Raw genomic sequence first — 24,360 nt, 5'->3', positions numbered from 1 at the left:
CTAAAATATATTCATTCAGGAGGAGATAAGGATAAATGGAAAAGAATGTTACTATGGAAAATCTGTCGTCGGGTAATGTTGAGGCTGACAGTGCCAGGGCGGAGTTTCTTACTCTTCCCCTGGGCAGGCTGATGCTAAAAAATGCACTGCCAGCGGTGGCTTCCATGTTGTTTATGGCTTTATATCAGGCTGTGGACGCCATGTTGGTGGGAAGGCGCCTGGGGCCGGAAGCGTTGGCGTCGGTGAATATTCTCTATCCCATTCTAGCTGTCTTTGTTGGCTTGGCGGTGATGATCGGGGTGGGAGGCAATGCACGTATAGCGGTCTTGTTGGGGTCCGGAGAAACTAAGCAGGCCCGCAGGACACTGGGCCTGATAGTGGCTTTGGGGGTAGGATTAGGTCTGACGGGTAGCGTAGTAGTGGCTGTTTTTTTTCCACAGATTCTGGCTGTGCTGGGTACGTCCGGTAGTCTGGGTATTTTTGCAGGAGAGTATTTGAGGACCATGTATCCTTTTGCTACCATGATGATTTTGTTTTTTATCCTGGAGCAGTCTGTGCGCAATGACGGGCAAGCCGGGTTGGCAGCTATGGTCATGGCGGGGATGGCTCTTTTGAATATAGCTCTGGATTATTTATTTCTCTTTGTGCTGAATCTGGGAATTGGCGGTGCCGCTTTGGCTACAGGAATATCACAGAGTTTGGGTGCTTTAATATTTGTATGTTACTTCTGGCGAAAAACTTTACTGCGGCAAGACGGGTTGTGCTTTGCTACTCCCGGCGGCGGGGTGCCTGTACTGCTCTCAATAGCTGCCAACGGATCATCGGAGCTTTTCAACAGTCTGGCGGTGGGAGTGACCACGTTTCTTTTCAACCGGATAATCCTTAGTTATGTAGGCGCTATGGGCGTGGCTGCTTTTTCTGTAACCCAGTATCTGCTGGCAGTGGGGATGATGGTTTTTATGGGGCTGGGAAATGGTGCACAGCCCATACTAAGCTATAATCATGGGGCTGGTCTGACAGAGAGGGTGCAGGGCACTTTGATCAGATTATTGGGAACATCTATGGTTATTGGCTTCTTGTTCTTTGTGGTGATGCGCTTTCAGGCTGCTTCGTTGGCCGGGCTCTTTATTGCCGATCATCCTGAAGCGCTGGCCACAACTCTGCGGGTTGCCGCTACTGTTAGCTGGTCAATGCTCTTTATTCCAGTGGGTATTGTGGTTTCAGTTTTCTTTACCGCACTGGAGAAGGCAGAAAAATCTTTGATTATTGCTGTTTGTCGTGGCTTTGTTTTTACCGTGACCGGCCTGGCTCTATTTCCGCTGCTGTGGGGTGAAACAGGAATCTGGATAACACCGGTTTTCGCCGAAGGGGCCACTGCTTTGGTGGGGACAGTTTTGCTTTACCGCTGGTTGGCGGGGAACAGTCCCGTGTTTTCTATGGAAGCAGTGGTGGATGGTGAGAATATTTGATGCTAAGTAGTGCATAAAAGAAGAACATATGAAGGCTAATTGTATACAACAACCCTCCTCCGGGAATCTTACCCGCGAGGAGGGTTTGTTTTGCGCAAAGCTACTTGGATTTATCTCTTACTTTTCCTGATTGTCTTAATAATGACGATTTATCTGTTGATACCCGGGATTCCCAGGGTGCCAATGACCGATCCTCCGGAAGGCGATGCTTGGGGGGGCCAGATAGATGAAGGGATGCCTCCTTACGGACAGGTTAAGCGGGACGGATTGACTGTTTTGATCTGTGATCCTTCTTCGGCGCGGGGTGCTGAGTTTATTGTGCTGAATATACCTGATACCGGTGAAATTAGGGCTTTGTATATTGCCGGAAGTGCGGAAGTTGGCGGAGAACCGCTGGGACGTTTGGATGATTCGGAGGCGGTGGTAGAGGCACTCTCTGAGTACCTGGCCATTGACAATTATATTGTCACTGATATGTCACTGGTGGATGATTTTTTCGGCCAGTTTTCTACAGGGGAGATTTCTGCTTTGACAGAAGAAGCTTCACCGCTGGAGTTTTTTCAGCAGCTGCTGCAGGTTACTGGCGAAAACAGCTCCGGTTTGGCCAGTACTCTCTGGGAAGTGGCCGGAAGTATAGAAACTGATTTGAGTCCGTCCAGAGGGCTGCAATTAGTAAATCGGCTGAATCAAGTGCGGCCTGAGGAAATAAGGTTGTCTACTATCCTTTCCACAAAAGAGTTTGAGGCTGAAATCAGGCGTTTTGTGGAGGGGAGGTGATATTATGGTGGAGAGGGGTTTAAAATGCTCGGTGGTAAACTGCAAATTTAATAAAAACCTGCTGTGTTCAGCAGGATCAATTGAAGTTAACTGTGATGACAGATCAATTCGGGCTTCAGAATCTGAGGAAACCTGTTGTGATACCTTTGCCCCCTGGTATGATGAGGAAATGTAAGAAGGGGCATGGTCGGACCAGGTGCCAAAGGGAGGTGACTAAATGGAAATCAGTGTGAAATGTTCTGTTTCCAACTGCAAGTATTACAGCAATCTGGAGTGCACTGCGGAAGCCATCGAGGTGAATTGTGACGATACCTCCATGCTGGCCTCGGATTCCAGGGAGACGTGCTGCGACACGTTTAAGCCGGTGGATGAAGGTGATGAACGGCCCAGAAAATAGTTTAGTCAAAAGAAGGCATAGGCCTTCTTTTGTTATATTGGTTATAATCGTAATATTCTATCTATGAATTCTTATATAGCTCTGGTATCCTGATAATAAGCGTAGAGAACTGCATTGTTGTTGTTTCTGCGCAAAAATAGGATTCAGAGTTTATTACCAGATAAAGGAGCTATGAGATGGGAAAAGTAACTTTTGATTATTCCAAGGCATTGGGATTTGTGAGAGAGGAAGAGATGGCGGCATTTAAAGAAAGGGTAAAGCTCTGCCATGGTATGCTGCAGAATGGGACCGGTTTGGGTAGTGATTATGTGGGCTGGGTGGACTTGCCTGATGCTTATGACAGAGAAGAGTTTGGCAGGATAAAAGCTGCTGCGGAAAAGATTAAGAGTCAGGCCGATGTTTTGATTGTGGTGGGGATAGGGGGCTCTTATCTGGGAGCCCGGGCGGCAATTGAGATGCTGTGCCATAACTTTCATAATGAGCTGGCAAGAGATAAAAGAAGCGGAGCCAAGGTATACTTTGCCGGGCATAACATTAGCTCAACTTATTTAAAGAATCTTTTGGATATGGTGGAAGGACAGGATATTTGTATCAATGTGATCTCTAAGTCCGGTACCACCACCGAGCCTGCTTTGGCTTTTCGGGTATTAAAGGAATACATGGAGAAGAAGTATGGTGAGAAAGGGGCCGCCGAGAGGATATATGCCACCACCGACAGGTCCAGAGGCGCTCTGAAGCAGCTGGCCGATGAGGAGGGTTATGAGACCTTTGTGGTGCCCGATGATATCGGGGGGAGGTACTCGGTGCTTACCCCGGTGGGCCTGTTGCCCATGGCGGCGGCAGGTATTAACATAGATGAGGTTATGGATGGTGCCAAAGCAGCTTATGATTATTTGGCTGTGGATGTATTGGAAGACAATGGAGCTTACCAGTACGCGGTTTTGCGCAATCTTTTTTATAATAAGGGAAAGACGGTGGAGGTTCTGGTAAACTACGAACCCAGCCTGTCTTATCTGGGTGAGTGGTACAAGCAGTTGTTTGGCGAGAGTGAGGGCAAGGACAAAAAAGGGATTTTTCCCGCTTCCATGAATTTTACCACCGACCTGCATTCCATGGGGCAGTACATGCAGGATGGGCGAAGGAATTTGTTTGAGACTGTGCTAAATATTGAGGAGAGCAGAGAAGAAATGGTGGTTAAGGAAAATAAGGATAACCTGGACGGTTTAAACTATTTGGGTGGGAAGACGCTGGATTTTGTAAACAAGAAGGCCATGGAAGGTACTTTGGCTGCCCATGTGGATGGAGGAGTTCCCAATATGGTGATAAATATTGCCGAGGCTTCTCCGTACTGTTTTGGGTACCTGGTATACTTTATGATGAAGGCTTGTGGATTGAGCGGGTACCTGTTGGGGGTTAACCCCTTTGACCAGCCCGGGGTGGAGGCTTATAAAAGCAATATGTTCAGGTTATTGGGAAAACCGTAGATACACAAAACCCACTAAGTGGTTGTCACTTAGTGGGTTGTTTTTTGCGCCAGGTTAAGTTTTATAAAGAGCAGGGGGGCCAGGTAGGTTATCCAGAAGGTGGAGAGGGCGTATTGGGTAAATGTAAAGAGGTGTGAGTTAATGGTAAAGAGTGCTGGGGGAGCAAGGATTATCAGGGGTATGACGGGCAGGCCCAGGAGTGCTTTGATAAGGTGTTTTAGCCGGGTTGTTTGCAGGGTGAATTGGAGGGTTTCTCTTTCCAGGAGGTAGCCCAGGGCGGCTCCTGCGGTGTAGCCTGTTAAGTTGGGGGCGTAGGTGGCGGGGATGAAAGAGAGGGCCAGGGGGATGGTTAGAGAAAGGAGAAAGAGAAGGGAGAGAGAGGTTTTTTTGTGCCAGTTTTTTTCCTTCAGAGTTATGCCCAGCCAGAAAAAGAGGGCCAGAAATATTATGCCGGTTATGTATCCTCCCAGGACGTCGCCGGGGAAGTGGTAGCCCAACATGACGCGGGAGAGGCCCACCAGAATGATTATGGTGAGGGATAGGATCCAGAAGGAGCGTTTTTTAATTAGAATGGCCAGGTAACCCCATACCGCTACGGCGCCGGATGTGTGGCCGCTGGGAAAGGTGTAGGTGGGGACGGTAACCCCCCTAACCGCGGGGCGGGGCAGGCGGACAATGTCTTTGGGGATTTCGCTGGTGATAAAGATTGAGAGGGGCATCATGATGAGACCCCAGGAGCCCAGGGGTTTGTTTACGGACCAGTAGATCACTGAGAGCAGGACCAGAAAAAAACCTTCGCTGCCTAACGTGGTGATGGCACGGGATATGATGTAGATGTAAGGGTTTGTGATGGTGGGGGATACAAAGGTGTAGGCTATTTCAGTGCTGCGCAGGGGAGCCCAGAAAAAATAGAGGATGAGGCTGAGGATTATTACAAGTAAAGTGCACAGCAGGCGATAAGTTCTTTCTTTAGCCGGTTGTAGGGAAAAATATTTTCGCGTCAAGGGTGGTAAATCCATTTTTGGCCTCCCTTTACGAGTTAGTGTCGGTTTTAAGCATGCTGCAGAAAGGGGAGCTTTATTCCTGCAGTTGGTTCACCCATAGCGCAAGATCGCTGATGGTGGTTATTTCCAATTCCCGGGCGCGTTCTTCCTGCATTAAGATGGCGTAGGAGTCTTTGAGAGGAGCGGGTTCCAGCCATACCAGATCGTTTTCGGCATCTTTTTTGGCAATGCGCTGATAGAGTTCATGGTCGGGGAGGGGATCTTCTTTTTCGAATATTTCCCACCAGGCGGTGCCGGTGTACTCCCAGTAGAGGTGGATTTCTCCGGTTAACAGGGCGTTGCGGTTCTGAGGGGTATCACCCAGGTCGGTACGGTCTTCTACAGGGATTCCCGCATGTTCCAGAGCCAGGATGGTGATTTGGGCCAGGGTTTGTTGTTCGGTAAACGGTTTGGCGCCGATGATTACCGGTTCCGTATCCAAGGCAGGCTGACCTTCGCCGGAGAGAAAGCCTTCTTGTTTCAGCCAGTCCCGGGCAATTTCTGAGTGGGGGTACTCCTTGATGTCTGCCAGGTAGTTTAGGTTGATCATGGTGTCGGTGTCCAGTTGTGCGCTGATTGCTGCCATGATTTCTTCGATTTGCGGGTGCTCCTGCAGTGTTTCCCGACGAATTACCGGAGCCGGGTTGTAGACGGAAAAAAAGCTTTTGTCGTCTGTTAGCCTGACCAGATCCAATTCCTGTATTTTTCCGTCGGTGGCATAACCCATGGCCGCATCCACATCGCCGTGGTACAGTGCTTCGTGGGTTAGGCCAAACACCAGGTCGTACACCACATCAAATTCAAAACCGTAGGATTCCTGCAGGGCGGGCAGTCCTTCTTCGCTGATGATGAAGTCATGATAGGTGGCAAATCTGGCCACTTCCAGTTCAGGAGGTTCTTCTTCCACGCAGCCTGCCGCAAGGAGGATAAAAAGGATTGCTATCAGGGGATATACTTTAGACATCAAAACGCCTCCTTCTTAAAAACCGCTAGATAAAGGAGATGGCCAGCAAAGACAAGCTGCCAACCAAAAACATAACCGGGGAATCCCAGGTATGGGGGGAGAATGCTTCGGCCAGGGTCATGAGGATGGGGATGGCGGCCAGGGCCACCATCAGTTGCAGCGGAGTAAAAAAGGTGTAATGGGCGATTACTACAATAATGCTGGTTATTAAGACGCAGGCGCTGCCTTCAAAGGTTCTGAAATACTTTTTATCGGAAAAAAGAGCATAAGCTGCGTATTTATGTTTGCCAAAGCGCACACCAACCGGTTCGGCCAGGCCGTCGCCAATGCCATAGATCAGAATGGGGATTAAGATTAGTTCCATCAGGCCTAATTGGGAAAACAGTATCCCCATGGGAATCAGGACAAGATATCCTGCGGCGGTTTGGGTTGAGAGCCAAAGCAGTGTGTGGGGACGGTCTTCGGGACGGTCAAAAGAGCTAAACATGGTCCTGATAAAGGGCACCCGGTCTCTGATGGGCTTGATATAGAAGATAAATTTAAAGACCGCCAAAAAAGCGCCCAGAGCAAAGAGGCCAAATGACTGGTCATAGGCATAGCCCCGGTTTAGGAGGATGGGAATCACAAACAGGGTAAAGTGGTTTATCTTGCGGGTATAATTTACTTTAACGTTTTTATGTTCGGCAAGGTAGCCGTTTGTGTATTGAATCAGGCAAAGTGCAGTCAGGCTGATGGCCTGATTCAAAAGAAATGACAGTTCAAAGATTGCATCCATGACAGTACCTCTTATAACAGTTTTGGAATCCTTAATCTAAACTACTTTCTCTACGGATACATGGCATCCTTTTTTTTAAAACTCTTAATCTTACTGGAATATTAAATTTACATGGCAACAGGTAATATTAGAGGAAACAGGGGTAAAATGATTAATATTGATATGAAGATAATTGACTGAAACTGGTTGGAAAGGAGCGAGCTTTTATGCTGGATTTGTTGAAAGAGCGCAGGAGTATCCGCAAGTTTGCCGACAGAAACGTGGAAAAAGATAAGACTGATGCTATTATGAAAGGTGCCCTTTTGTCTCCCTCTTCAAAGTCCAGGAGACCGTGGGAGTTTATTGTTGTTACTGATAAGGATATGCTGGAAAGGCTTTCTCAGTGCAGAGAACATAGTTCCAAGTTTCTGGCCGGCGCTCCCCTGGGTATTGTGGTGCTTGCCGACCCGGAGGCGTGTGATGTATGGATTGAGGATGCTTCCATTGCCTCCATTATTATTCAGTTGACTGCCCATTCACTGGGGCTTGGCTCCTGTTGGATCCAGGTGCGGGAAAGGTTTTACTCTGAAGGTGTGCAGGCAGAAGATTATATTAAGAAAGCTTTGGGGGTCCCGGAGAAGTATCATGTTGAATGCATGATAGGCATCGGCTATCCCGGCGAAGAGAAGAAGCCTTATGCTGAGGAAGATTTGCTTTATGACAAGGTTCATTACAATAAGTATGGTTAGGTACCGCACCTCCTTTGTCGCAAAGGAGGTGTTTTTTTCTCAGGGGGCTATGGTAGATGTAATGAAGGGGATTTAATATGCTTGTCGAATTACAGGTAATCAGACTAGAGAATGATATGTAATTTGCCATAGAAGGAGAGCAAGATGCTAGCGCGGTTAGACAGAACACTGTTTGAGTGGTTATATGGTTTAGGCTGCGGCACTTGGCTTGGTAATGTGATGGTGCCGGTAACAAAGCTGTCGTCTAAGGTTTTTTATGTTCTTTATCTGGGTTTTATTGTATTTCTCCTTGTGCAGCGGGATGAAAAGATTATCCCGCTTTTACTGGGTCCTGCTGCAGGGTTGTTGTTTGCCAGGGAGTTAAGAAGGATTTGGTGCCGTCCCAGGCCGTTTGTTGAGTTGGAGATAGACAGCCTGGTGCATCACGGAGCCGACGGTTCGTTTCCCAGCAAGCACTCCATGTCTGCTTTTGCCATAGGAATGAGTATCTGGTATGTCAATCCATCCGTGGGTGTCTGGGTGCTGGCTTTGGCCGGATTAACAGGCTTGTCCCGGGTCATGGTGGGGGTGCACTACCCCTCGGATATTCTGGTTGGTGCCGGCATTGGAGTTTTGGCTAGTGTAGCTGCTTTTAATCTGTTATAGAGAATTGGGGATGTCTATGGGAGAGAGGCGGATTGCCACTGTTTCGTGGCTGGCGGTTTTTTTGTGGATGGGTCTGATTTTTTATCTTTCTCATCAGCCGGGAGAGGCTTCGGCGGCGCTGAGCAGCGGTGTAACCGATGTTATTTTTCGCACCGTGGTGGCGGTCTTTAATATTGATGTGGCCCCCGGCGCCGGGGACGGCATGTTTCATTTTTGGGTAAGGAAAAGCGCCCATGCATTTTTGTACTTTGTATTGGCAGTGCTGGTAATTCATGCGCTGGGCAGAAGCGGAGTGGTTGGCCGCAAAGCGTACTTAATTGCTTTTCTGTTTTGTGTTTTTTATGCTGTCACCGACGAGGTGCACCAGTTATATGTGCCGGGTAGAAGCGGGGAAATCGGTGATGTGGTGATAGACAGCGTTGGGGCTGCGGCTGGCTTAGTCGTTTTTAGCCTGGGAAACAATTTAAGAAGGTATGTGCTAAAAGCAAGGGAATAGCCATAATGCAGTTAATAAAACTAAGCTTAAAGTACTAATTTTCAGATTATTGCTTCGACCCTGTTGAGCATTTGCCGGCAATATGTTACAATTTTGTTTGTACTTGTTACATGCTGTGTGGAGCATGTGGCAAGCAGCGCAAGAGGGGCGGTGACTGTGGCAAGTCACCGCCCGATAAAAATATAGCCGGATTTCCGGCATAAGAAAATGACGCCGTTAAGCGTCATTTTTTTGCTCTTTCTTTGTTTTAGAAGACACCTCTCAAAATCAGGTAGGCGGCGGTGAGCCCGGCGATTAGAATCAGAAGGATAAAGATGATAAGAAGGCCCCAGCCCCAAATGGCCCAAATCTGCTGGGTGTCTTTAAATTCCTCTTTGTTGGACCAGTCACGGTTTTTCCAGGCCCATTCATTTCCTTTAAAGCCCAGGACAAACATCATAATAATATTTACGCCGGGAATAAGAGCAAGGAGAGCAATATAGGTTTTATTGGCGATACCCCAGATCCAGTTTAGCCAGAAGGCGCCCCAGTTCCAGCCGCGGATTTCCTGGGGGACAGCCGGTTTGCGTGTACTTGGTTGACTCAATGTATGTGCTCCTTTCTTACCGTACAACTATTGCTCTGAATAGATTCCACACAAAGCCAATATTCCCTTTTTGCCAGATTAAGAATTTATCTGTTTTATTTTTTTGGTCAAGCTAATACAATGTTTGAGGACAGGGAAAGAAGGGAAGTGTATTTATGGGAGAACAGGAAAAACAGAGGTTTGTGTGGAATTAACGAAAAAACAGTCGGCTGGAGGTAGGACAATGAGAAGATGGTTAATTGTATTTTTAATTTTACTGCTAAGCTTTACAATTATGGCGGGATGCGGCAGAAATAATGATAACAACAATAACTTTGAACCGACGGTTCCTGAACCACCGCCTGAAGAAGATACTGGAATTGTTACTCTGCAAAAAGTGGATCCGGTCACGGCGGTTATCAATAACCATGCTGCGGCCCGGCCGCAGTCCGGTTTACAGGAAGCAAGTATTGTTTACGAGTTTTTGGTTGAGGCCGGGTATACCCGTCTGTTGGCTGTTTATGATACTAAGGTTGAAGAGAATGTAACAGTGGGGCCTGTGCGGAGCTTGCGCCCGTATTTTGCTGTGCAGGCTATGGAACATGGAGGATGGGTGGCTCATTCCGGTTATTCGGAACGGACGAGAAATTTGATTCAGGGTCTAGGTTTGCGGGAAATCACCAGCGGTACGTATTTGTACCGGGATAACTCCAGAAATGCGCCGCATAACCTCTATACCAGTATGGAGCAGTTGTATGATGCCCGAGGCGATTCTGAAGTGAGGACTGTGAACGTTGAGGCTCCGGATTTGCCGGAAGGATATCAAGAAGGGTTAGAACTTGACATTAGGTATGCCAGTCACAACCAGGTACGTTATGAATATGATGCAGAAAATGAAGTCTATTTGCGGTTTGTGGACGGCAGGGAATCCTCTGACCGGGAGACCGGTAAGCAGTACAATGCCAGACGGGTAATTGTACGGGAAAACCGGGTAACCAATGTGCCGGGGGAGAGCCTGGTGGATATTGACCTGTCCGGTTCCGGTAGCGGCCTGCTCTATGAAGAGGGAAGAAAATATGAGATAACCTGGGAAAAAAGTGGTGGCGAGACCCAGTATTATTATCAGGATGGGACACCGGTTGATCTGAGCTTTGGCAATACGTGGATCCAGGTTGTACGGCAGTAAAGTAAACTCCGGAACTTTATTCGTTCCGGAGTTTTTTTCCTTAAAGGAGTTTGGGGGGAAATCGCGAATTTTAACCTGATAACTTTTTTTACAGGGAGAGGAACGTTGGAATACTTACAGGTATTTGTATTGTCTGCCATGCCGGTGGTGGAAATCAGAGGCGGTGTGCCTCTGGGTGTAATGTTGGGGCTTTCCGGTTGGGAAGCGTTGGCGGTCAGTGCTTTGGGCAATGTGGCTATTATATTGCCATGGTTGCTTATTTTGTGTCATCTGGAGACCTATTTTGCCCAGAACCGGTTAACTGCACCGCTTTATAACAGGATGGTGCACAAGGCGGAGAAAAAGCGGGCCTCATTTGTCAAATACGGCAAGTATGCTTTGTTTTTGTTTGTGGCCATTCCGCTGCCTGTCACCGGAGCGTGGACAGCCTGTGTAGCTTCCAGGGTTTTTCGTATACCCATGAAAGATACTTTTTGGATTGTGTCTCTGGGCGTGGTAATGGCGGGGATTATTGTTTTGCTTAATACCATGATGGTAATCAGTGTGTTTAGTTAAGGCGCCATTGGGATATGGTAGGTATTAGAACAGTGGATTCGAGGTTACCGTATGTCTGAAAATAATAAAACGATACTGAAGTGGACGGGCATCGTCACGGTACTGCTGGTGGTTTCCCGACTGCTGGGCTTTGTGCGGGAATCGGCCATTACCTTTCGCTTCGGTGCAACGCTGGAGACAGATGCCTATTATCTGGTTATGGTTTTACCACAGGTTTTGTTTTTGGCCTTTAACGATGCAATAAAGACGGCGTTTATTCCCGTATACGGTGAGTACCATAAGCGGGAGGACGGCGCTACTTTGGCTGCCACCGCTTTTGTGATTTTAGCGGTTAGCCTGATTATAGTCACGGCGGGATTAATCCTATTTGCGCCCTGGGTGGTGCGATTGGTGGCACCCGGCTTTGAGGGCGAGAAGTACCAGATTGCGGTGGAGATGGCCCGGGTTATTCTCCCGTCCCTTATTTTTATGGGTCTGGGTGGGTGGTGCAGCGGTATTTTGCACACTAAGAGGAACTTTGTGATTCCCGCCATTCCGGCATATTCCAGCAATCTGATTATTATTTTTACAGCACTGCTCTTTGGTTTGCAGTTTGGAATTATGGGACTGGCCTGGGGGACTGTGGTGGGTTTTGCCAGCCAGTTTCTGGTGCAGCTGCCGGCGGTGGCTAAACACAATGTATTCAAGGATTGGAAGCTGGACTGGCGCCATCCCGGGTTAAAGAAGATGGCGGTGGTACTGCCACCGGTTTTGTTGGGCGGTGCCGCCATCGAAATTAAGACTTTGGTGGATCGGATGTTTGGTTCACTTCTGCCCGACGGCAGTATTACCTGGCTTGCTGTTGCTAACCGAATATATTTGTTGCCCAACGGGATTTTGATTTTGGCTTTGCTCACAGTGCTGTATCCCACGCTGGTGGAGCTGAATGTGGAAAAAAAGATGGCTGAGTTTAAAAAAACCTTCCGTGAAGGTGTAGGACTCATTGTGGTTTTAATGCTTCCCATGATGGTGGGGCTTGTTGTTCTGCGGGTACCGGTTGTGCGACTTTTGTTTGAACGGGGCGAGTTTGGTGCGGTGGACACCGCTGCCACCGCCTACCCGTTGGCACTGTACAGTATCAGCCTGATGCCGCTGGGGATTATGTTGTTGATTAAGCGGACTTTTTTTGCGCTGCTGGATACCAAGACGCCCATGTATTTTATGATTTTTACCGAGGCCTTAAATATTTTGCTGAACTATTTGCTCATCGGGCCATTGGGACATGGGGGTATTGCGCTGGGCACGTCCCTTGCGGTCTATGTAGGAGCGGGGGGGATGGCTTACCTTCTCTGGCGCAAGATTGGTATGCTGGGTGGACGACGGATTTTCGATACTTTTGTTAAGTCGGCGGTGGCCGCCGGCATTATGGGGCTGGTGGTGTTTTGGGGGCAGCGGTTTTTAACCGGCGGCGGATTTGTTCGCCAGGCTATGGAGCTTGGCGCCTTGATTGGTTTTGGTGCGGCCCTTTATTTTGCCATGGCCTACGCACTGAAGGTAAGAGAGTTGGACGTGGCACTGGAGATGGTGCGGCGCAGACTGAAGAGATAATAAGACCCGACCGGGTCTTATTTTTTTTGTAACAAAAAGTTACATAATTTATCATGGTTTGGTAAAGATATGTGGTAGTATTTGATGATTTGGAAAGGAGTTGTTGGTATGCAAAGGAGGAAGTGGTTGATTTTTAGCCTGATAGCGCTTTTTGCTGTGGCGGTTTTGTCCGGTTGCCCCCCGCAGGATGATGCGGATCCGGATGATCAGCAGCCGCCCCCGCAAGATGGCGAGCGGGCTCAGATTGACATTAATACTCTGACCCAGCAGTGGGCGGATTCGGATCACAGCAATATTCAGCTTGGTCCGGCAGCAAGAGAAGGGTGTATTAACTGTCACGACGGCGCCGCATTTGCCGAAGGGGTGACGGACCCCGCAGAGCTGGAACGGGAATTTTTCGTATCCATTGACTGCCGGGCCTGCCATACCGGAGCAGGTGCAGATTTGTTGGAGGCGGGAACGGTGGAAATCCCCACCGCAGATGCAGCCATCGAAGCGGGCAGAGGAGCACAGTGTTTTTACTGCCATAACGAGCGGCGTGCGCCGGATATTGAAGATGAAAGGCGTTCTGCTCCCCACGCCAGCAGTCAGGCCGGTGTGTATACTGCTACCGGCGGTATCCGGGCGGAAGGTTTTGACTACGGCAGCACCACTGCTCACGAAAACCTGGATAACACCTGTAACGCCTGTCATATGACGCAGACCGAAGGGAACTTTGCTTCCCATTCCTTCCGGGTGGATGACACCCAGGCGGCGTGCGGTCAGTGTCATCAGGAAATTGGTGAGGATTCCAACCTGACGGCAGGGGCCGATTATGACGGTGACGGAGAGACCAAGGGCTTCCAGGATGAAGTGCAGGGCCTGTTGGATCTGTTGGAAGCTGCCATCTCTGAAGAGTTGAACGGCGGTTCGTTTACCACCGGTGGAGGACGCATTCAGTTCACCAGTGGAGACGGTGAAGAAGATGTTGATGTGCCTAATGAAGTGTACCAGGCTGCATACAATCATGTGCTGGTAACATATGATGGCAGCCTTGGTGTCCATAACCCCATCTTTGTGGTACAGCTGCTGCAGCAGTCCTACCGGCAACTGACCGGTGAGGATGTCCCTGATGCAGAAATAAGATAGTTGAAAATCCCGGCTGCGGCCGGGATTTTTATTTTACTGGTATGAAATTATAACGCTTCGCAGTATGCGAAGCTGCTAAGGTAACCAGTATTGAAAGGCACGAGTTGAGGGAACTGAATAAGCGTGCCTTTCTTAGGGCAGGATGTTGGCTGTGGTTTGTGGAAATAGTAGGCGAGGTGATAGTTATGCGTTATGAACAGCCTTTGTTTCGGCCTCCCAGTGAGGCGTACAGTTTAATTTTACAGGCAACCATCGGGTGCAGTCATAATGCCTGTTCTTTTTGCTCCATGTATAAGGGGAAAAAGTTTCGGGTACGTAGTTTGGAAGAAATGGCAGAGGACATCCGCATGGCTAAAGAGCGCTATGGTTATGTGGAAAAAGTTTTTCTGGCCGACGGTGATGCACTGGCCATGGAGACGGATCATTTGCTGGAGCTTTTGCAGTTGGTGCGGGAGGGCTTTCCCAAAGCACGGCAGATTTCAGTTTATGCCGGGCCTAAGAATATCCTGGCTAAAAGTGAAGAGGAGCTGCGGTCTATAAGGGAGGCCGGTGTTTCTTTGGCTTATTTTGGGCTGGAGAGCGGCGACGAAGAAGTGCTAAAAGAGGTAAAAAAAGGAGCCACCCCGGAGGAGATGGCTAAAGCAGGGAAAAAGATTCAGTTAGCTGGCATAGATTTGTCGGTGACGGTTATCCTGGGTCTGGGCGGCCGCCACAGATGGCGGGAGCATGCTCTGCAGACAGCTAAAGTGGCCTCAGAGATAAATCCCCGCTATCTGGCGGCGCTGACCTTGATGGTGGATAAGCGCACACCTTTGGGTAAAAAAGTGGCTTCCGGCGAGTTTGCCGTACCTTCCGCTGCAGAAAGCCTGTTGGAGCTAAAAACGTTAATCGAAAACCTGGAGGTAGATGATTGTCTGTTTCGCTCCAACCATGCCTCCAACTATTTGGCAGTGGGGGGAGCGCTACCCAAAGACCGCAAAAGTATGATTTCGGCCATTGAGCAGGCGCTCAGGGATCAGCGTTTGTTAAAAGATGAAGCTTTTAGGGGGCTTTAACCACATTTTCCGGACTGCCGGCCAAAAAGGCGGTAATGTTTTGAACGGTGGTTTCGCGAATGCGGTGGACTGCCTCTTTGGAGTTAAAGCCGATGTGGGGTGTTATTACAACATCTTCCCGGTTTAAAAGAATATGGTTTTTGAGCACGGTGGTGAGAGTTTCCGGTGGAGTGTGGGGGCTAAAGAGCTTTTCATCTTCCACAAACAGCTCTTCGCTTTCCAAGACATCCAGGCCGGCGCCGGCAATGGTGCCGTCGTTTAAGGCGGCCAGCAGGGCGTCGGTTTCCACCAGCTCACCGCGGGCCGTGTTAATTAACAGGGCCCCTTTTTTTATGGTGGAGATATTCTCCTTGTTAAGCAGATGGTGGGTTTTTTCGTTAAGCGGCGCATGCAGGGAAATAATATCCGCCCGGGTCAGTACTTCTTCCAGAGGAGCATAGCTAAACTGCAGTACCTCGGCTAAAAAGGGGTCCGGGGTGGGATCCACCGCCAGCACCTTCATGTTAAAGGAACGGGCAATTTTTATGACGTGCAGGCCAATGCGGCCGGCTCCTACCACGGCCAGCGTTTTGTCCTTAAGGTCAAAGCCCTGCAGGCCCTTAAGGGAGAAATCCTCCCGCTGGGTGCGGAGATATGCTTTGTAGATGTTTCTGGAGAGGGTCAGTATCAGGGCGAAGGCATGCTCCGCCACCGTGTTTTCTCCATAAACCGGTACGTTGCAGACCGGGATGTTGCGCTCTGTTGCCGCTTTAAGATCGATATGATTAAACCCGCTGGAGCGGGTAAGGATAAGCTTAAGGTTAGGTAGCTGCGAGAGCAGCTCAGCAGTGGCATGGGAGTAGATAAAAACGGAAATGATTTCACTGTCACTGAAATCAGCGATATTTTTGTCGCTTAAGGGTTCTTCTGTAAAGCTGAGACTGTGGTCTTTAAGAGCTGTTTCAAAAGCAGGTCGGTCTCCTGTTTGGGTTTCAAAGAAGGTGATGTTTGCCATATGTTTTCCCCTTTAACTGAAGTTTAATTGTAGCTTACCTTCAGCGGGGGGCGAATATGTAAGGCGGCGGATTAAAGGTTTCCCGGCGGTAATGGGGATTGGGTATTTTCTCTTCACAGATCAGACAGGTAATATTTTCTGTATCCCGTAAGTCGGTGATGCTGTGCATTCTGAACTTACAGTGCGGACATGACCAGGTTACCATTTTCAGGACTCCTTTCTGGCGGTGCGCAGGGGATGCGGTGCTGGTTTCTTGGGTAGTGCGGCAAAGCGGAGACGCAAGAAGATGAGAATAGCAATGACGGCATAAGGGGAACGCACTAGATTAAGCAGAGGCACAAAGAAAGAGGGGACCACAAAAACTACCCGTCCCATGACCTGGGCAGGTCTGACAGGTGCAGGGTCCGGTTTTTGATTGGCATCGCCCTTGGTAATGTAGTAAAACCCTTCGTCATAGCCCACATCAATAATGCGGTGGGTGACCAGGATGTCGTCCTGATGAAAGGTGATAACATCATTGGGGGCAAAAAGCCGGTTTTCCCCTTGGTTGACTGCTATAATGGTGCCGGTGGCCAGCTGTGGTTCCATGCTACCGCTGACTACGGTAAGCATTCTGGTATTGGTAAAGACGGCGGGCATACGTGCCAGACCCATTAGCCAGAAAAAGGCCCACAGGGTGATAAGCAGCAGAAACAGCTTGTGGTTGCGCTGCAGTGGGCGGTGCTTTTTCATGATTGCAGCCAGAAAAGCAAAGATTGATTGTGCTGGCCCAGCAGTGTCAGCCAGCGGAACCACAGGTAGAAGACATAGGCAAAGGCGCCGATGATAACAACGCCGGTTAACCAGCTGAAAAACTTTGGCACTTTTAATGGCTCTTCATATGAGTCTTGCGTGTCCCATTTGAGCATAATTTCGCCTCGCTTTCCAAGTGTCATTGTACGTCAGCGGCGGCGCGAAGTCCCAAGAAGCATGGCGGCGGCAGTGGGACAGATATTAACTTTAATAGACAAAAAAACTGCCAAAGGGCAGTTTTTTTAAGGGTTTATGGTTTTATGGCCGGATAGATGCCGCGAGGCATGTCCAACGTTTGTTTAATATGGCGTAATTCTTTACTCTTTTAATGCGGCCAGTAGTGCTGCCACCGTCATGCCGGCCAGGAAAGCAAAGTCTTCGGTGGCCAGATAAGCGTTGGCATAGTTATCAAAAAGAATGGTACCGTTGGGCGGAAACTCTTCATCGCCTTCCCAGAGAATGTATAAAAGCGGTACCTTCGGCAGGGCGGGGATAATGTAGGAGACGTCGCCGTGCTCAGCTTTTTTGCCGCCTAGTTTTTCTGCCGCTTTGGCAAAGTCCTGGGGGTAGCCGCCGAACTTTTTAACAAAGGGTATGATGGCCCGGTGCTGAAACGGTTCGATATAGATGCTGCCGCCCTGCAGTTCCTTAAAGGAAATCCAATTATTGGACAGCTCTATGCCGGTGGCGTTTGTCAGGTAGTGCAGTAGCAAAATGGCGGTAATAATCGGTGCTTCGCTGTTATCGTGGGCGTAGGTAACTTGGCCGTGGGGATATGTAACCAGGTACTTCTGGTTTAAAAAGGGTACGGTAACGCGTTCTTTGTCCAAATCGTACAGGCAGCCGCTGTTTGCGGCCATTTCCAAAACCGGTTTGCGGGAAAATTCCTCACGGGCTACGCGTAAGGTTTCTTCCAGGTTAAACGGGCTTTTGTTCAATGGTTTCCCCTCCCGTGTTTATTTGCTGGCTAAATTATACCATGTATGCAATAGGGGGTCAAAATAACAAAAGATTAACAAAAGCGCAAAAAAAAAGCAGAGCCCGTAACGACCTGCGCGCCGGCTAACATACATCCTGATACCGGCTGTACACCCGAAGGTGTGAGAGCGCGGTGTGGAGAACATATGATAACCTTTGCCCGACAGACACACGTACACAGATTATGCGCCATGTGACCATCTTCGCTCGACCCCCAGCCATCCTTGCAGACGACTGAAGATCTTCCCGCCGGCTAAGCATCGAACCGCTTGGCCCGATGAAAACCTTTGGCCGACTAGGACGGAACCGTTAAGCCCCGTAAAAGTCTTGGCTCGGCCGTTACGAACCCTACGCTAGTATGTTGCCCGGATTTTGTCGTGATATGCAAAGGAAAATTAATTCCAGTTTTTACAAATTAGAAATTTTTCAAATTTTCTCACAATTTTAAGCAGGAAAAAAAAGTCTTTCTCGTGAATATATTGATGTAAAGAATCATCAATAGGAGGAGGAAGGTTTATGGCTGTCAAAAGTATTGACTTGCAAACGGTATTGGACTCAGTGTATAACGGCATAGTAGCTTGTGATACAGACGGCCGGATTATCTTAATTAATGAGTCTGCAGCAAGGGTGGCGGGTCAGCCCAAGGATAAATTAATGGGAGCACGGGTGGATCAGGTCTTTCCCAACACCGGTCTTTTGGAAATCATCCGTACCGGGGAAAACCGTCCGCATCAGCGTCTTAATTTTCAGGGGCGGCTGTTATTGTCCAATAGATCCCCCATTCGCAATGCCGACGGTGAACTGGTAGGCGCCATCGGGGTGTTTCAGGATAACTCCGAGTTGGAGAGTATGACCCATGCGTTTAAAGAAGAGAAAAAAGTGGCCGAAGAATTGCAGGATATTATTGAATCGTCTTATGACGGTATGTGGATTACAGACGGCCAGGGGTACACCCTGCATGTTAACAGTGCCTATGAACGGATTTCAGGCATGAAAAAAGAAGAGGTGCTGGGCAAGCATATGCAGGAGTTGGTGGATAAGGGGTACTTCTCCGATTCGGTGACGCTGCATGTGCTGGAGAAAAAAGAGCGCGTTACCATGATGCATGAGATCAGAAAAACAGGCAAACGCGCACTGATTACCGGTAACCCCATCTTTGATGAGAACGGGGAAATTGTGCGCGTGGTAACCAATGTGCGGGATATTACCGAGCTGCTTAATCTAAAGCAGGATCTGGAAGACAAAGCAAAACAGGCGGCCCGCTACCAGAATGAACTGGCGCAGCTGCGCTCGAAAAGCATTTATGATGACATTGTGGTGGAAAGCCCGCAGATGCGTCATATTTTTGATTTAGCTACCTGGGTAGGGCAGGTGGATTCCACCGTACTGATTTTGGGTGAGTCCGGCGTAGGTAAAGAAGTGGTTACCCAAATCGTTGTCCGCTCCAGTGAGCGACGGGATGAGCCTTTTATTAAGGTAAACTGCGGAGCAATCCCGGAAAATTTGTTGGAGTCGGAGCTTTTTGGTTATGAGAAAGGCTCTTTTACCGGTGCGGATAAAAAGGGTAAGCCGGGAATGTTTGAGTTGGCCCATAAGGGAACCATCCTGCTGGATGAAGTGGCGGAAATTCCGCTGAACCTGCAGGTTAAGCTGCTGCGCGCCATTCAGGAGCAGGAAATTATCCGGGTAGGGGGTACCAAGCCTCTGAAGCTGGATGTACGGATCATTGCCGCCACCAATCGTGATTTGGATGAGTTGGTGCGGACCGGGCAGTTCAGGGAAGACTTGTTCTACCGCCTGAATGTGATTCCCATTACGGTGCCTCCGCTGCGGGAGCGCAGGGAGGATATACCGGCTTTAATCGAGCTGTTTTTGTGCAAGTACAATGAAAAATACCGCCTTAATAAAACTCTGGCCCCCGAAACGGTGGAGCGGCTTGTTTCCTATGACTGGCCCGGCAATGTGCGTGAGTTGCAGAATATTGTGGAGCGGATGGTTGTGCTTAGCCGTGATGATGAGGTTGGCCCCGATGCGCTGCCTCTGCAGTTAAAGTCTGTGGGGAAGACCGACGCTGATTTTCATGTGGATGTTTCCGGCGTGGTGCCGCTTAAGGATGCACTGTTTGAGGTGGAAAAAAAGCTGGTGGTTAAGGCGCTGCAAAAGTACGGGACCACACGGCGGGCGGCGGAGGCCCTTGGTGTGGATCAGTCAACGGTGGTGCGTAAGTATCAGCGAATTCGTGAGTTGGAGGCCGGCATGTAGGCAATAATGCATCAATTGATGCACAGAAGAATCTACCGTTGCCGGGTGGACAAAATGATTGTCCCCATTGTTTGATGTGTTTTTGCATTAAGGGTGAGTCCTGCCCCCGGCAGGATTGCCTTTATTTCGTGTTTTTGTGTCGTATGCAGAGTTGGCACGTTAGTTGCATAAATATTCAGACAATTATAAATATTTAGTTATCATGCTTTTATTCGTATATCCGGCAATGATTTAGGAATATATTACACTTAGCGGTAGTAATAAAATATGTGTTAAGGAGGTCTAGGTAATGTCAGCTAAAAGTAAGCGCAAGAATGACGCCGGGGCAGCGGCGGAAAAGGTAACGCTGGAAGTTGTGGATTCCAGAAAGACGCGTAAGTTGGAGTTTGAGTCGGAGGAAGACAAACAAGCTTGGCACAAAGCGTTTAAAAAGAGTAGGTGGTATACTCCTTATTTTCTGCTTGGTGTTTTCTTCAATTACCTGCTATATCGGGCGGGGCTGGATCTCTCTCAGAACATCTTGTGGGGAATGATTGTGGGCAGCGGTATTCCCATAGCTACCATGTTCATCTTTACAGAGATTCATTACCGTCTGTTTATAGAAAAGACGCTTAAGTCTTAAGGGCAGCGGAAAGAGTAAGTGTGGTGTGTTTTTAGTTGTCAGACAATTCTTGCAATTCGGGGAGGTGGGAGATGGGCGACATAATTTATGGCCCTGTTAACTCTATGTTAAAAGGAGGAGGAGAAATTTGAAAAAGAAGAAGAAGGGTTTGCCAATCTATTTCTGGCTGGGATGCCTCTTGCTGTATGGATATGTGTTGACAATGATGATCCTGGAGATGAACGTGGAAGGTATGACCTACTCCTGGACTCTTGGCGGCGCACCGGCATCTTTTTTCTATAACGGCTTCATCGGCGTGATGGGATTAAACTTTTTCCTGGCTTGGCTTTGGGTCTACCTGCCGGAGCGGGATGACAAAAGGTCGCAAAGCAGTGATGGGGGGGATAATTAATGGAAGCTAATCCTGTTGTCATATTTGCAGCGTTTATCTACTTTGCCGTCATTGTGGCCATTGGTTACTCCACGCGTAAGGCGTCAGCGGATCCTATGGACTACTATGTGGCGGGCCGCAAAATTGGCCCGGTGGTAAACGGGGCTGCGTTATCCGCGGCTTATTTCAGCCCCGCGTCGTTTTTGGGGATGCCTGCATTTATTTTCCTTATGGGGTATCCGTTCTGGTGGGTCCTGTCGGCCATTATTGCCGGGTTGCCCCTGGCTACCATGCTGACGGCGGCGCCGATGCGCAAATACGCGCCGGTGTCCTTTACCGACTATTTTGCCGACCGCTTTGACAGCCCCAAGCTGATGCGGGTTTTGGCCGGTATTCCCACCATCATGTCCGGCTGGGCATATATCGTTTTATCTATTGTAGGTACCGGGTTGTTTATGATGGCGATTCTGCGTATTGATTACACCTACGCCATTATTCTCGGCGCTTTGATTATTATGTTCTATGTCTGGATGGGCGGCATGGTTGCCACCACCTTCTCTTCGGCGTTTCAGGGAGTTTTGATTACCCTGGCGTCGGTGGTTGTGGCCTTTGTGGTACTCAACCTGTACGGCGGTTTCTCCGGTTTGGGTGAGGCGGTATATGCCAACAACCCCAACTTCTGGTTGATGCCGGGAGCCGACCCGGGAGGAGCTTTCTCCCATCCCATTATGAGTTACTGGACCGGAGCGGTGGGTTTCTACTTTGTGTGGCATTTTGGTTTCTCCACCATGCCCTACACCGTAGTCCGTTTCTTCACCACCATGGATATTAAATCCGCCCGTCGTTCCGTTCTGTGGGCTGTAATTTTCGGCGGACCCATGTACTGGGGCCTGTTGATTGCCGGAACCGCTGCCCGTGTAACTCTGGAGAACTTGCATCCCATGATGGACGCCGGAGCCACCAATGCGGTGGAAGTGTTGGCCATGATTCAGGAAACATTTGGCATTGGCGGCGCGGCCATGACCGACTACTCCTATATTGCGCTGGTTGAAGCATTGAATCAGCCATGGGTTTTGGGTATTCTGGTAGCCGGCGGCCTGGCCATTTCCATGGCTACCGCTGCAGCCTGGGTGATGGTGCTCAACGTGCTATTTGGTCGTGACTTTATGGGTAAGGTGATGGGCAATACCTGGGCCATTAACAATCCCGTAAAATCACTTAGAATCTGGACCATAATAATTATGTTTGTTTGCACCCTGTTTGCCTTTAATCCGGCGGCGATGGTGCTTGACTTGTCGGGCTGGGCCTTTATAGTGATTATCTGTACCACCGGGGTCCCGCTGGTGGGCGGAATCTGGTGGGGGAGGGCCAATACCACCGCCACCATTGCCACCATCTGTGTATTCTTCCCGCTGTCCCTGTTTACCTGGCTCTATGCCAAAGAGGTGCTGGGCAGCCCGCACTGGTTCTTTGCCAGTCAGTGGATCTGGGGCGAAGGCGGGTTCCTCTTACCCACAGGCCATCAGGTCTGGCTGGTTCCGGCCTCGGCCATTTTCTTTATTATTGTTTCACTGCTGACCAAGCCCAACAGGCCCGAGGTTATTCAGCAGTACTGTGATGACTTACACTAAGCTTGCCCCTAACCTCCTTACAGTCTTATCCGCTGCCCCGGATAAGAACCGAAGCCGGAGATTATTCTCCGGCTTCGGGCTGTCTGTAGGTATTTATTGTAATTTTTCAGAAGCAAATGCAGTATGGCATATAAATTGCAAGAATATTTAGAAAATATATTAATTACCCAAAGGAGGAGTATAAATGTTTGTTCCAAAGTTCAACACCACTTTCGGCAATTTATTGGATGATACTGCAGCAAAGTACCCCGACAAAGATGCGCTGGTGAATGTGCAAAAGGATTTACGGTATTCGTACAGTGAGCTGCAAGACATTGTTAATCAGACAGCAAAGGCTTTTATCGGCCTGGGCGTTAAAAAAGGCGATCATGTGGCTATCTGGGCCACCAATGTGGTGGAATGGGTTTTTGCGTTGTTTGGTGCAGCCAAAATCGGTGCGGTGGTGGTTACCGTTAATACCAACTACCGCAGCCATGAGCTGGAGTATCTGCTCAAGCAGTCCGATTCAACCACCCTGTTTTTAATTGAAGAATACCGCGGCAATAATTATGTGGATATTGTTAATGAGGTCTGCCCCGAGCTGGCCACAGCAGAGCCGGGCAAATTGGACTGCGAAAAACTTCCTTATCTTAAAAATGTGATTTACATGGGCGAAAAAGAATTTCCCGGCCTGTTTACCTGGAGTGCGTTTCTCAAGCAGGGCGAAAATGTCAGTGACCAAGAGCTGGCCTCCATGCAGGAAGCCTGCGATCCCGATGATGTGATTAATATGCAGTACACCTCCGGGACCACCGGATTCCCCAAAGGCGTAATGCTTACCCATAATAATGTAATCAACAATGCCTATTATGTAGGCGCTGCTCAGGATTATACCGAAAAAGAGCGGCTGTGTATTCCGGTGCCGTTTTTCCACTGCTTCGGCCTGACCATGAGTATCACCACCTGTGTGGTCTACGGTGCCACCATGGTGCCGGTGGAAGAGTTTAATCCGCAGTGGGTGCTGGAGGCCATTGACCGCGAGAAGTGCACCGCACTGCAGGGCGTGCCCACCATGTGGATTGCCGAGCTTGATCATCCCGACTTTGCCAAGTATGACATGAGCTCCCTGCGCACCGGAATTATGGCCGGTTCTCCCTGCCCCATTGAAGTGATGCGCAAAGTTACCGACAAGATGGCTCCGGAAGTAACCATCGCCTACGGTCAGACTGAGTCCTCACCGGTGGTAACGCAAACCCGCACCGACGATGAGCTGGAGCGGCGGGTATCCACCGTGGGCCGTGCGCTGCCCGGTGTGGAGCTGAAAATCTTTAACCCGGAGACCGGGGAAGAGTGTGCTCATGGTGTTCAGGGCGAAATCTGCATGCGCGGCTATGTGGTGATGAAGGGCTACTACAAGATGCCGGAAGCCACAGAAAAAGCCGTTGACAAGGATGGCTGGCTACATTCAGGGGATTTGGGCACCATGGATGAGCATGGATATGTAAAAATCACCGGACGCCTCAAGGATATGATTATCCGCGGCGGCGAGAACATTTACCCCCGTGAGATTGAGGAATTCCTCTATACCAATCCCAAGGTGCTGGATGTTCAGGTTATCGGTGTTCCCAGTGAAAAATACGGCGAAGAAGTAATGGCCGTCATTAAGCTGCGGGAGGGCGAAACATCCAGTACTGAAGAAATCCGCGAATTCTCCAAGGGTAAAATTGCCCGCCATAAGATTCCCAAGTACGTCAGTTTCGTTGACGAGTACCCCATGACCGCCAGTGGCAAAATCCAGAAATACAAATTGCGGGAAATGGCCATTAAGGAGCTTAAGCTGGAGGATGCAGATAGCATCGTTACAGCCTAGATGAGTTA

27 protein-coding genes are annotated in these 24,360 nt (G+C 49.2%); 18 read left to right on the top strand and 9 right to left on the bottom strand.

The window, feature by feature from the left end; translation table 11 throughout:
* Positions 1 to 35 precede the first annotated feature (35 nt).
* The 5 genes from DEALDRAFT_RS07775 (at position 36) to DEALDRAFT_RS07760 (ending at position 4,127) form a co-directional block, all read left to right on the top strand.
* Entirely contained in the window at positions 36 to 1,469 is a 1,434-nt protein-coding gene (locus DEALDRAFT_RS07775) for an MATE family efflux transporter (protein WP_008516433.1), read from the top strand.
* Between the two features lie 90 nt (positions 1,470 to 1,559).
* Positions 1,560 to 2,246, top strand: a complete 687-nt coding sequence (locus DEALDRAFT_RS07770; RefSeq protein ID WP_008516432.1) for a hypothetical protein — start codon at positions 1,560 to 1,562, stop codon at positions 2,244 to 2,246.
* 4 nt (positions 2,247 to 2,250) lie between these two features.
* Complete coding sequence (locus DEALDRAFT_RS16460; protein WP_008516431.1) at positions 2,251 to 2,421, top strand: DUF1540 domain-containing protein; 171 nt, start codon at positions 2,251 to 2,253, stop codon at positions 2,419 to 2,421.
* Positions 2,422 to 2,463: 42 nt separating this feature from the next.
* Positions 2,464 to 2,643, top strand: a complete 180-nt coding sequence (locus tag DEALDRAFT_RS07765) for a DUF1540 domain-containing protein (RefSeq protein ID WP_008516430.1) — start codon at positions 2,464 to 2,466, stop codon at positions 2,641 to 2,643.
* Positions 2,644 to 2,819: 176 nt separating this feature from the next.
* Positions 2,820 to 4,127, top strand: a complete 1,308-nt coding sequence (locus DEALDRAFT_RS07760) for a glucose-6-phosphate isomerase (protein ID WP_008516429.1) — start codon at positions 2,820 to 2,822, stop codon at positions 4,125 to 4,127.
* Between the two features lie 29 nt (positions 4,128 to 4,156).
* Here the strand turns inward: DEALDRAFT_RS07760 and DEALDRAFT_RS07755 are convergent, their stop codons facing one another.
* From DEALDRAFT_RS07755 to DEALDRAFT_RS07745, 3 genes are read right to left on the bottom strand one after another with little or no spacing between them, the layout of a single operon-like run.
* The gene (locus DEALDRAFT_RS07755) at positions 4,157 to 5,146 is read right to left on the bottom strand and encodes a phosphatase PAP2 family protein (RefSeq protein ID WP_008516428.1); all 990 of its coding nucleotides are present in this window, start codon (positions 5,144 to 5,146) and stop codon (positions 4,157 to 4,159) included.
* A 58-nt stretch (positions 5,147 to 5,204) separates the two neighbouring features.
* Entirely contained in the window at positions 5,205 to 6,134 is a 930-nt protein-coding gene (locus DEALDRAFT_RS07750) for an ABC transporter substrate-binding protein (RefSeq protein WP_008516425.1), read from the bottom strand.
* Between the two features lie 25 nt (positions 6,135 to 6,159).
* Positions 6,160 to 6,909, bottom strand: a complete 750-nt coding sequence (locus DEALDRAFT_RS07745; RefSeq protein ID WP_008516423.1) for a diacylglycerol/polyprenol kinase family protein — start codon at positions 6,907 to 6,909, stop codon at positions 6,160 to 6,162.
* A gap of 206 nt (positions 6,910 to 7,115) precedes the next feature.
* Here DEALDRAFT_RS07745 and DEALDRAFT_RS07740 point away from each other — a divergent pair, with 206 nt between their 5' ends.
* The 3 genes from DEALDRAFT_RS07740 to DEALDRAFT_RS07730 all read left to right on the top strand — a co-directional run bounded on the left by DEALDRAFT_RS07740 (position 7,116) and on the right by DEALDRAFT_RS07730 (position 8,778).
* On the top strand, positions 7,116 to 7,637 hold the full coding sequence (locus DEALDRAFT_RS07740) for a nitroreductase family protein (protein ID WP_008516421.1): 522 nt from the start codon (positions 7,116 to 7,118) through the stop codon (positions 7,635 to 7,637).
* A 144-nt stretch (positions 7,638 to 7,781) separates the two neighbouring features.
* Positions 7,782 to 8,282, top strand: coding sequence for a phosphatase PAP2 family protein (locus DEALDRAFT_RS15975; protein ID WP_008516420.1), 501 nt, complete (start codon positions 7,782 to 7,784; stop codon positions 8,280 to 8,282).
* A 16-nt stretch (positions 8,283 to 8,298) separates the two neighbouring features.
* Positions 8,299 to 8,778, top strand: coding sequence for a VanZ family protein (locus DEALDRAFT_RS07730; RefSeq protein WP_243441148.1), 480 nt, complete (start codon positions 8,299 to 8,301; stop codon positions 8,776 to 8,778).
* Positions 8,779 to 9,025: 247 nt separating this feature from the next.
* Here the strand turns inward: DEALDRAFT_RS07730 and DEALDRAFT_RS17135 are convergent, their stop codons facing one another.
* Entirely contained in the window at positions 9,026 to 9,364 is a 339-nt protein-coding gene (locus DEALDRAFT_RS17135) for a hypothetical protein (RefSeq protein WP_008516417.1), read from the bottom strand.
* A gap of 223 nt (positions 9,365 to 9,587) precedes the next feature.
* Between DEALDRAFT_RS17135 and DEALDRAFT_RS15970 the strand changes: the two genes are divergently transcribed.
* From DEALDRAFT_RS15970 to DEALDRAFT_RS07700, 5 genes are all read left to right on the top strand, one after another.
* The gene (locus tag DEALDRAFT_RS15970; protein ID WP_008516415.1) at positions 9,588 to 10,529 is read left to right on the top strand and encodes a DUF3048 domain-containing protein; all 942 of its coding nucleotides are present in this window, start codon (positions 9,588 to 9,590) and stop codon (positions 10,527 to 10,529) included.
* 105 nt (positions 10,530 to 10,634) lie between these two features.
* On the top strand, positions 10,635 to 11,084 hold the full coding sequence (locus DEALDRAFT_RS07715) for a COG2426 family protein (protein ID WP_008516414.1): 450 nt from the start codon (positions 10,635 to 10,637) through the stop codon (positions 11,082 to 11,084).
* 51 nt (positions 11,085 to 11,135) lie between these two features.
* Positions 11,136 to 12,671, top strand: coding sequence for a murein biosynthesis integral membrane protein MurJ (gene murJ / locus DEALDRAFT_RS07710; RefSeq protein ID WP_008516411.1), 1,536 nt, complete (start codon positions 11,136 to 11,138; stop codon positions 12,669 to 12,671).
* 108 nt (positions 12,672 to 12,779) lie between these two features.
* On the top strand, positions 12,780 to 13,799 hold the full coding sequence (locus tag DEALDRAFT_RS07705) for a hypothetical protein (protein WP_008516409.1): 1,020 nt from the start codon (positions 12,780 to 12,782) through the stop codon (positions 13,797 to 13,799).
* 158 nt (positions 13,800 to 13,957) lie between these two features.
* Entirely contained in the window at positions 13,958 to 14,854 is an 897-nt protein-coding gene (locus DEALDRAFT_RS07700; protein ID WP_243441147.1) for a radical SAM protein, read from the top strand.
* Here the strand turns inward: DEALDRAFT_RS07700 and DEALDRAFT_RS07695 are convergent.
* The 5 genes from DEALDRAFT_RS07695 to DEALDRAFT_RS07680 form a co-directional block, all read right to left on the bottom strand.
* Positions 14,841 to 15,848 carry a hydroxyacid dehydrogenase gene (locus DEALDRAFT_RS07695; protein WP_008516407.1) on the bottom strand — a complete coding sequence of 336 codons (1,008 nt, stop codon included), beginning with the start codon at positions 15,846 to 15,848 and terminating at the stop codon, positions 14,841 to 14,843. The two genes, DEALDRAFT_RS07700 and DEALDRAFT_RS07695, sit on opposite strands and share 14 nt — an antisense overlap.
* Before the next feature lie 40 nt (positions 15,849 to 15,888).
* Positions 15,889 to 16,053: a hypothetical protein gene (locus tag DEALDRAFT_RS16885; RefSeq protein ID WP_008516406.1), complete on the bottom strand. Its 165-nt coding sequence runs from the start codon at positions 16,051 to 16,053 to the stop codon at positions 15,889 to 15,891.
* Positions 16,054 to 16,055: 2 nt separating this feature from the next.
* Positions 16,056 to 16,580, bottom strand: coding sequence for a signal peptidase I (locus DEALDRAFT_RS15965; protein ID WP_008516405.1), 525 nt, complete (start codon positions 16,578 to 16,580; stop codon positions 16,056 to 16,058).
* On the bottom strand, positions 16,577 to 16,756 hold the full coding sequence (locus DEALDRAFT_RS07685; protein WP_008516404.1) for a hypothetical protein: 180 nt from the start codon (positions 16,754 to 16,756) through the stop codon (positions 16,577 to 16,579). The genes DEALDRAFT_RS15965 and DEALDRAFT_RS07685 overlap by 4 nt, the downstream gene beginning before the upstream one ends.
* Positions 16,757 to 16,957: 201 nt before the next feature.
* Positions 16,958 to 17,578: a DUF3786 domain-containing protein gene (locus DEALDRAFT_RS07680; protein WP_008516403.1), complete on the bottom strand. Its 621-nt coding sequence runs from the start codon at positions 17,576 to 17,578 to the stop codon at positions 16,958 to 16,960.
* A gap of 556 nt (positions 17,579 to 18,134) precedes the next feature.
* Between DEALDRAFT_RS07680 and DEALDRAFT_RS07675 the strand changes: the two genes are divergently transcribed.
* The 5 genes from DEALDRAFT_RS07675 to DEALDRAFT_RS07655 all read left to right on the top strand — a co-directional run bounded on the left by DEALDRAFT_RS07675 (position 18,135) and on the right by DEALDRAFT_RS07655 (position 24,352).
* Positions 18,135 to 19,880: a sigma-54 interaction domain-containing protein gene (locus DEALDRAFT_RS07675; protein ID WP_008516402.1), complete on the top strand. Its 1,746-nt coding sequence runs from the start codon at positions 18,135 to 18,137 to the stop codon at positions 19,878 to 19,880.
* A 289-nt stretch (positions 19,881 to 20,169) separates the two neighbouring features.
* Positions 20,170 to 20,502: a hypothetical protein gene (locus DEALDRAFT_RS07670; RefSeq protein WP_008516400.1), complete on the top strand. Its 333-nt coding sequence runs from the start codon at positions 20,170 to 20,172 to the stop codon at positions 20,500 to 20,502.
* Between the two features lie 127 nt (positions 20,503 to 20,629).
* Positions 20,630 to 20,893 carry a hypothetical protein gene (locus DEALDRAFT_RS07665; protein WP_008516397.1) on the top strand — a complete coding sequence of 88 codons (264 nt, stop codon included), beginning with the start codon at positions 20,630 to 20,632 and terminating at the stop codon, positions 20,891 to 20,893.
* Complete coding sequence (locus DEALDRAFT_RS07660; RefSeq protein ID WP_008516394.1) at positions 20,893 to 22,503, top strand: sodium:solute symporter family protein; 1,611 nt, start codon at positions 20,893 to 20,895, stop codon at positions 22,501 to 22,503. Before DEALDRAFT_RS07665 ends, DEALDRAFT_RS07660 begins: the two co-directional genes overlap by 1 nt.
* Positions 22,504 to 22,687: 184 nt before the next feature.
* Entirely contained in the window at positions 22,688 to 24,352 is a 1,665-nt protein-coding gene (locus DEALDRAFT_RS07655; RefSeq protein WP_008516392.1) for an AMP-binding protein, read from the top strand.
* The last annotated feature ends 8 nt before the right edge of the window (positions 24,353 to 24,360 follow it).

This window comes from Dethiobacter alkaliphilus AHT 1 (genome assembly GCF_000174415.1).
Classification (GTDB): domain Bacteria; phylum Bacillota; class Dethiobacteria; order Dethiobacterales; family Dethiobacteraceae; genus Dethiobacter; species Dethiobacter alkaliphilus.
The sequence above is the reverse complement of the archived record's forward strand: the minus strand, read 5'-3'. Positions and strand labels throughout refer to the sequence as shown.

Bases quoted from the DNA above. Each gene is read 5' to 3' on its own strand.
- DEALDRAFT_RS07705 (WP_008516409.1), top strand. From the start codon at position 12,780: ATGCAAAGGAGGAAGTGGTTGATTTTTAGCCTGATAGCGCTTTTTGCT.
- DEALDRAFT_RS16460 (WP_008516431.1), top strand. From the start codon at position 2,251: ATGGTGGAGAGGGGTTTAAAATGCTCGGTGGTAAACTGCAAATTTAAT.
- DEALDRAFT_RS07685 (WP_008516404.1), bottom strand. From the start codon at position 16,756: ATGCTCAAATGGGACACGCAAGACTCATATGAAGAGCCATTAAAAGTG.
- DEALDRAFT_RS15965 (WP_008516405.1), bottom strand. From the start codon at position 16,580: ATGAAAAAGCACCGCCCACTGCAGCGCAACCACAAGCTGTTTCTGCTG.
- DEALDRAFT_RS07660 (WP_008516394.1), top strand. From the start codon at position 20,893: ATGGAAGCTAATCCTGTTGTCATATTTGCAGCGTTTATCTACTTTGCC.
- DEALDRAFT_RS07695 (WP_008516407.1), bottom strand. From the start codon at position 15,848: ATGGCAAACATCACCTTCTTTGAAACCCAAACAGGAGACCGACCTGCT.
- DEALDRAFT_RS07730 (WP_243441148.1), top strand. From the start codon at position 8,299: ATGGGAGAGAGGCGGATTGCCACTGTTTCGTGGCTGGCGGTTTTTTTG.
- DEALDRAFT_RS07655 (WP_008516392.1), top strand. From the start codon at position 22,688: ATGTTTGTTCCAAAGTTCAACACCACTTTCGGCAATTTATTGGATGAT.
- DEALDRAFT_RS16885 (WP_008516406.1), bottom strand. From the start codon at position 16,053: ATGGTAACCTGGTCATGTCCGCACTGTAAGTTCAGAATGCACAGCATC.
- murJ (WP_008516411.1), top strand. From the start codon at position 11,136: ATGTCTGAAAATAATAAAACGATACTGAAGTGGACGGGCATCGTCACG.
- DEALDRAFT_RS07755 (WP_008516428.1), bottom strand. From the start codon at position 5,146: ATGGATTTACCACCCTTGACGCGAAAATATTTTTCCCTACAACCGGCT.
- DEALDRAFT_RS07760 (WP_008516429.1), top strand. From the start codon at position 2,820: ATGGGAAAAGTAACTTTTGATTATTCCAAGGCATTGGGATTTGTGAGA.
- DEALDRAFT_RS07765 (WP_008516430.1), top strand. From the start codon at position 2,464: ATGGAAATCAGTGTGAAATGTTCTGTTTCCAACTGCAAGTATTACAGC.
- DEALDRAFT_RS07670 (WP_008516400.1), top strand. From the start codon at position 20,170: ATGTCAGCTAAAAGTAAGCGCAAGAATGACGCCGGGGCAGCGGCGGAA.
- DEALDRAFT_RS07675 (WP_008516402.1), top strand. From the start codon at position 18,135: ATGGCTGTCAAAAGTATTGACTTGCAAACGGTATTGGACTCAGTGTAT.
- DEALDRAFT_RS15970 (WP_008516415.1), top strand. From the start codon at position 9,588: ATGAGAAGATGGTTAATTGTATTTTTAATTTTACTGCTAAGCTTTACA.
- DEALDRAFT_RS15975 (WP_008516420.1), top strand. From the start codon at position 7,782: ATGCTAGCGCGGTTAGACAGAACACTGTTTGAGTGGTTATATGGTTTA.
- DEALDRAFT_RS07750 (WP_008516425.1), bottom strand. From the start codon at position 6,134: ATGTCTAAAGTATATCCCCTGATAGCAATCCTTTTTATCCTCCTTGCG.
- DEALDRAFT_RS07745 (WP_008516423.1), bottom strand. From the start codon at position 6,909: ATGGATGCAATCTTTGAACTGTCATTTCTTTTGAATCAGGCCATCAGC.
- DEALDRAFT_RS07775 (WP_008516433.1), top strand. From the start codon at position 36: ATGGAAAAGAATGTTACTATGGAAAATCTGTCGTCGGGTAATGTTGAG.
- DEALDRAFT_RS07740 (WP_008516421.1), top strand. From the start codon at position 7,116: ATGCTGGATTTGTTGAAAGAGCGCAGGAGTATCCGCAAGTTTGCCGAC.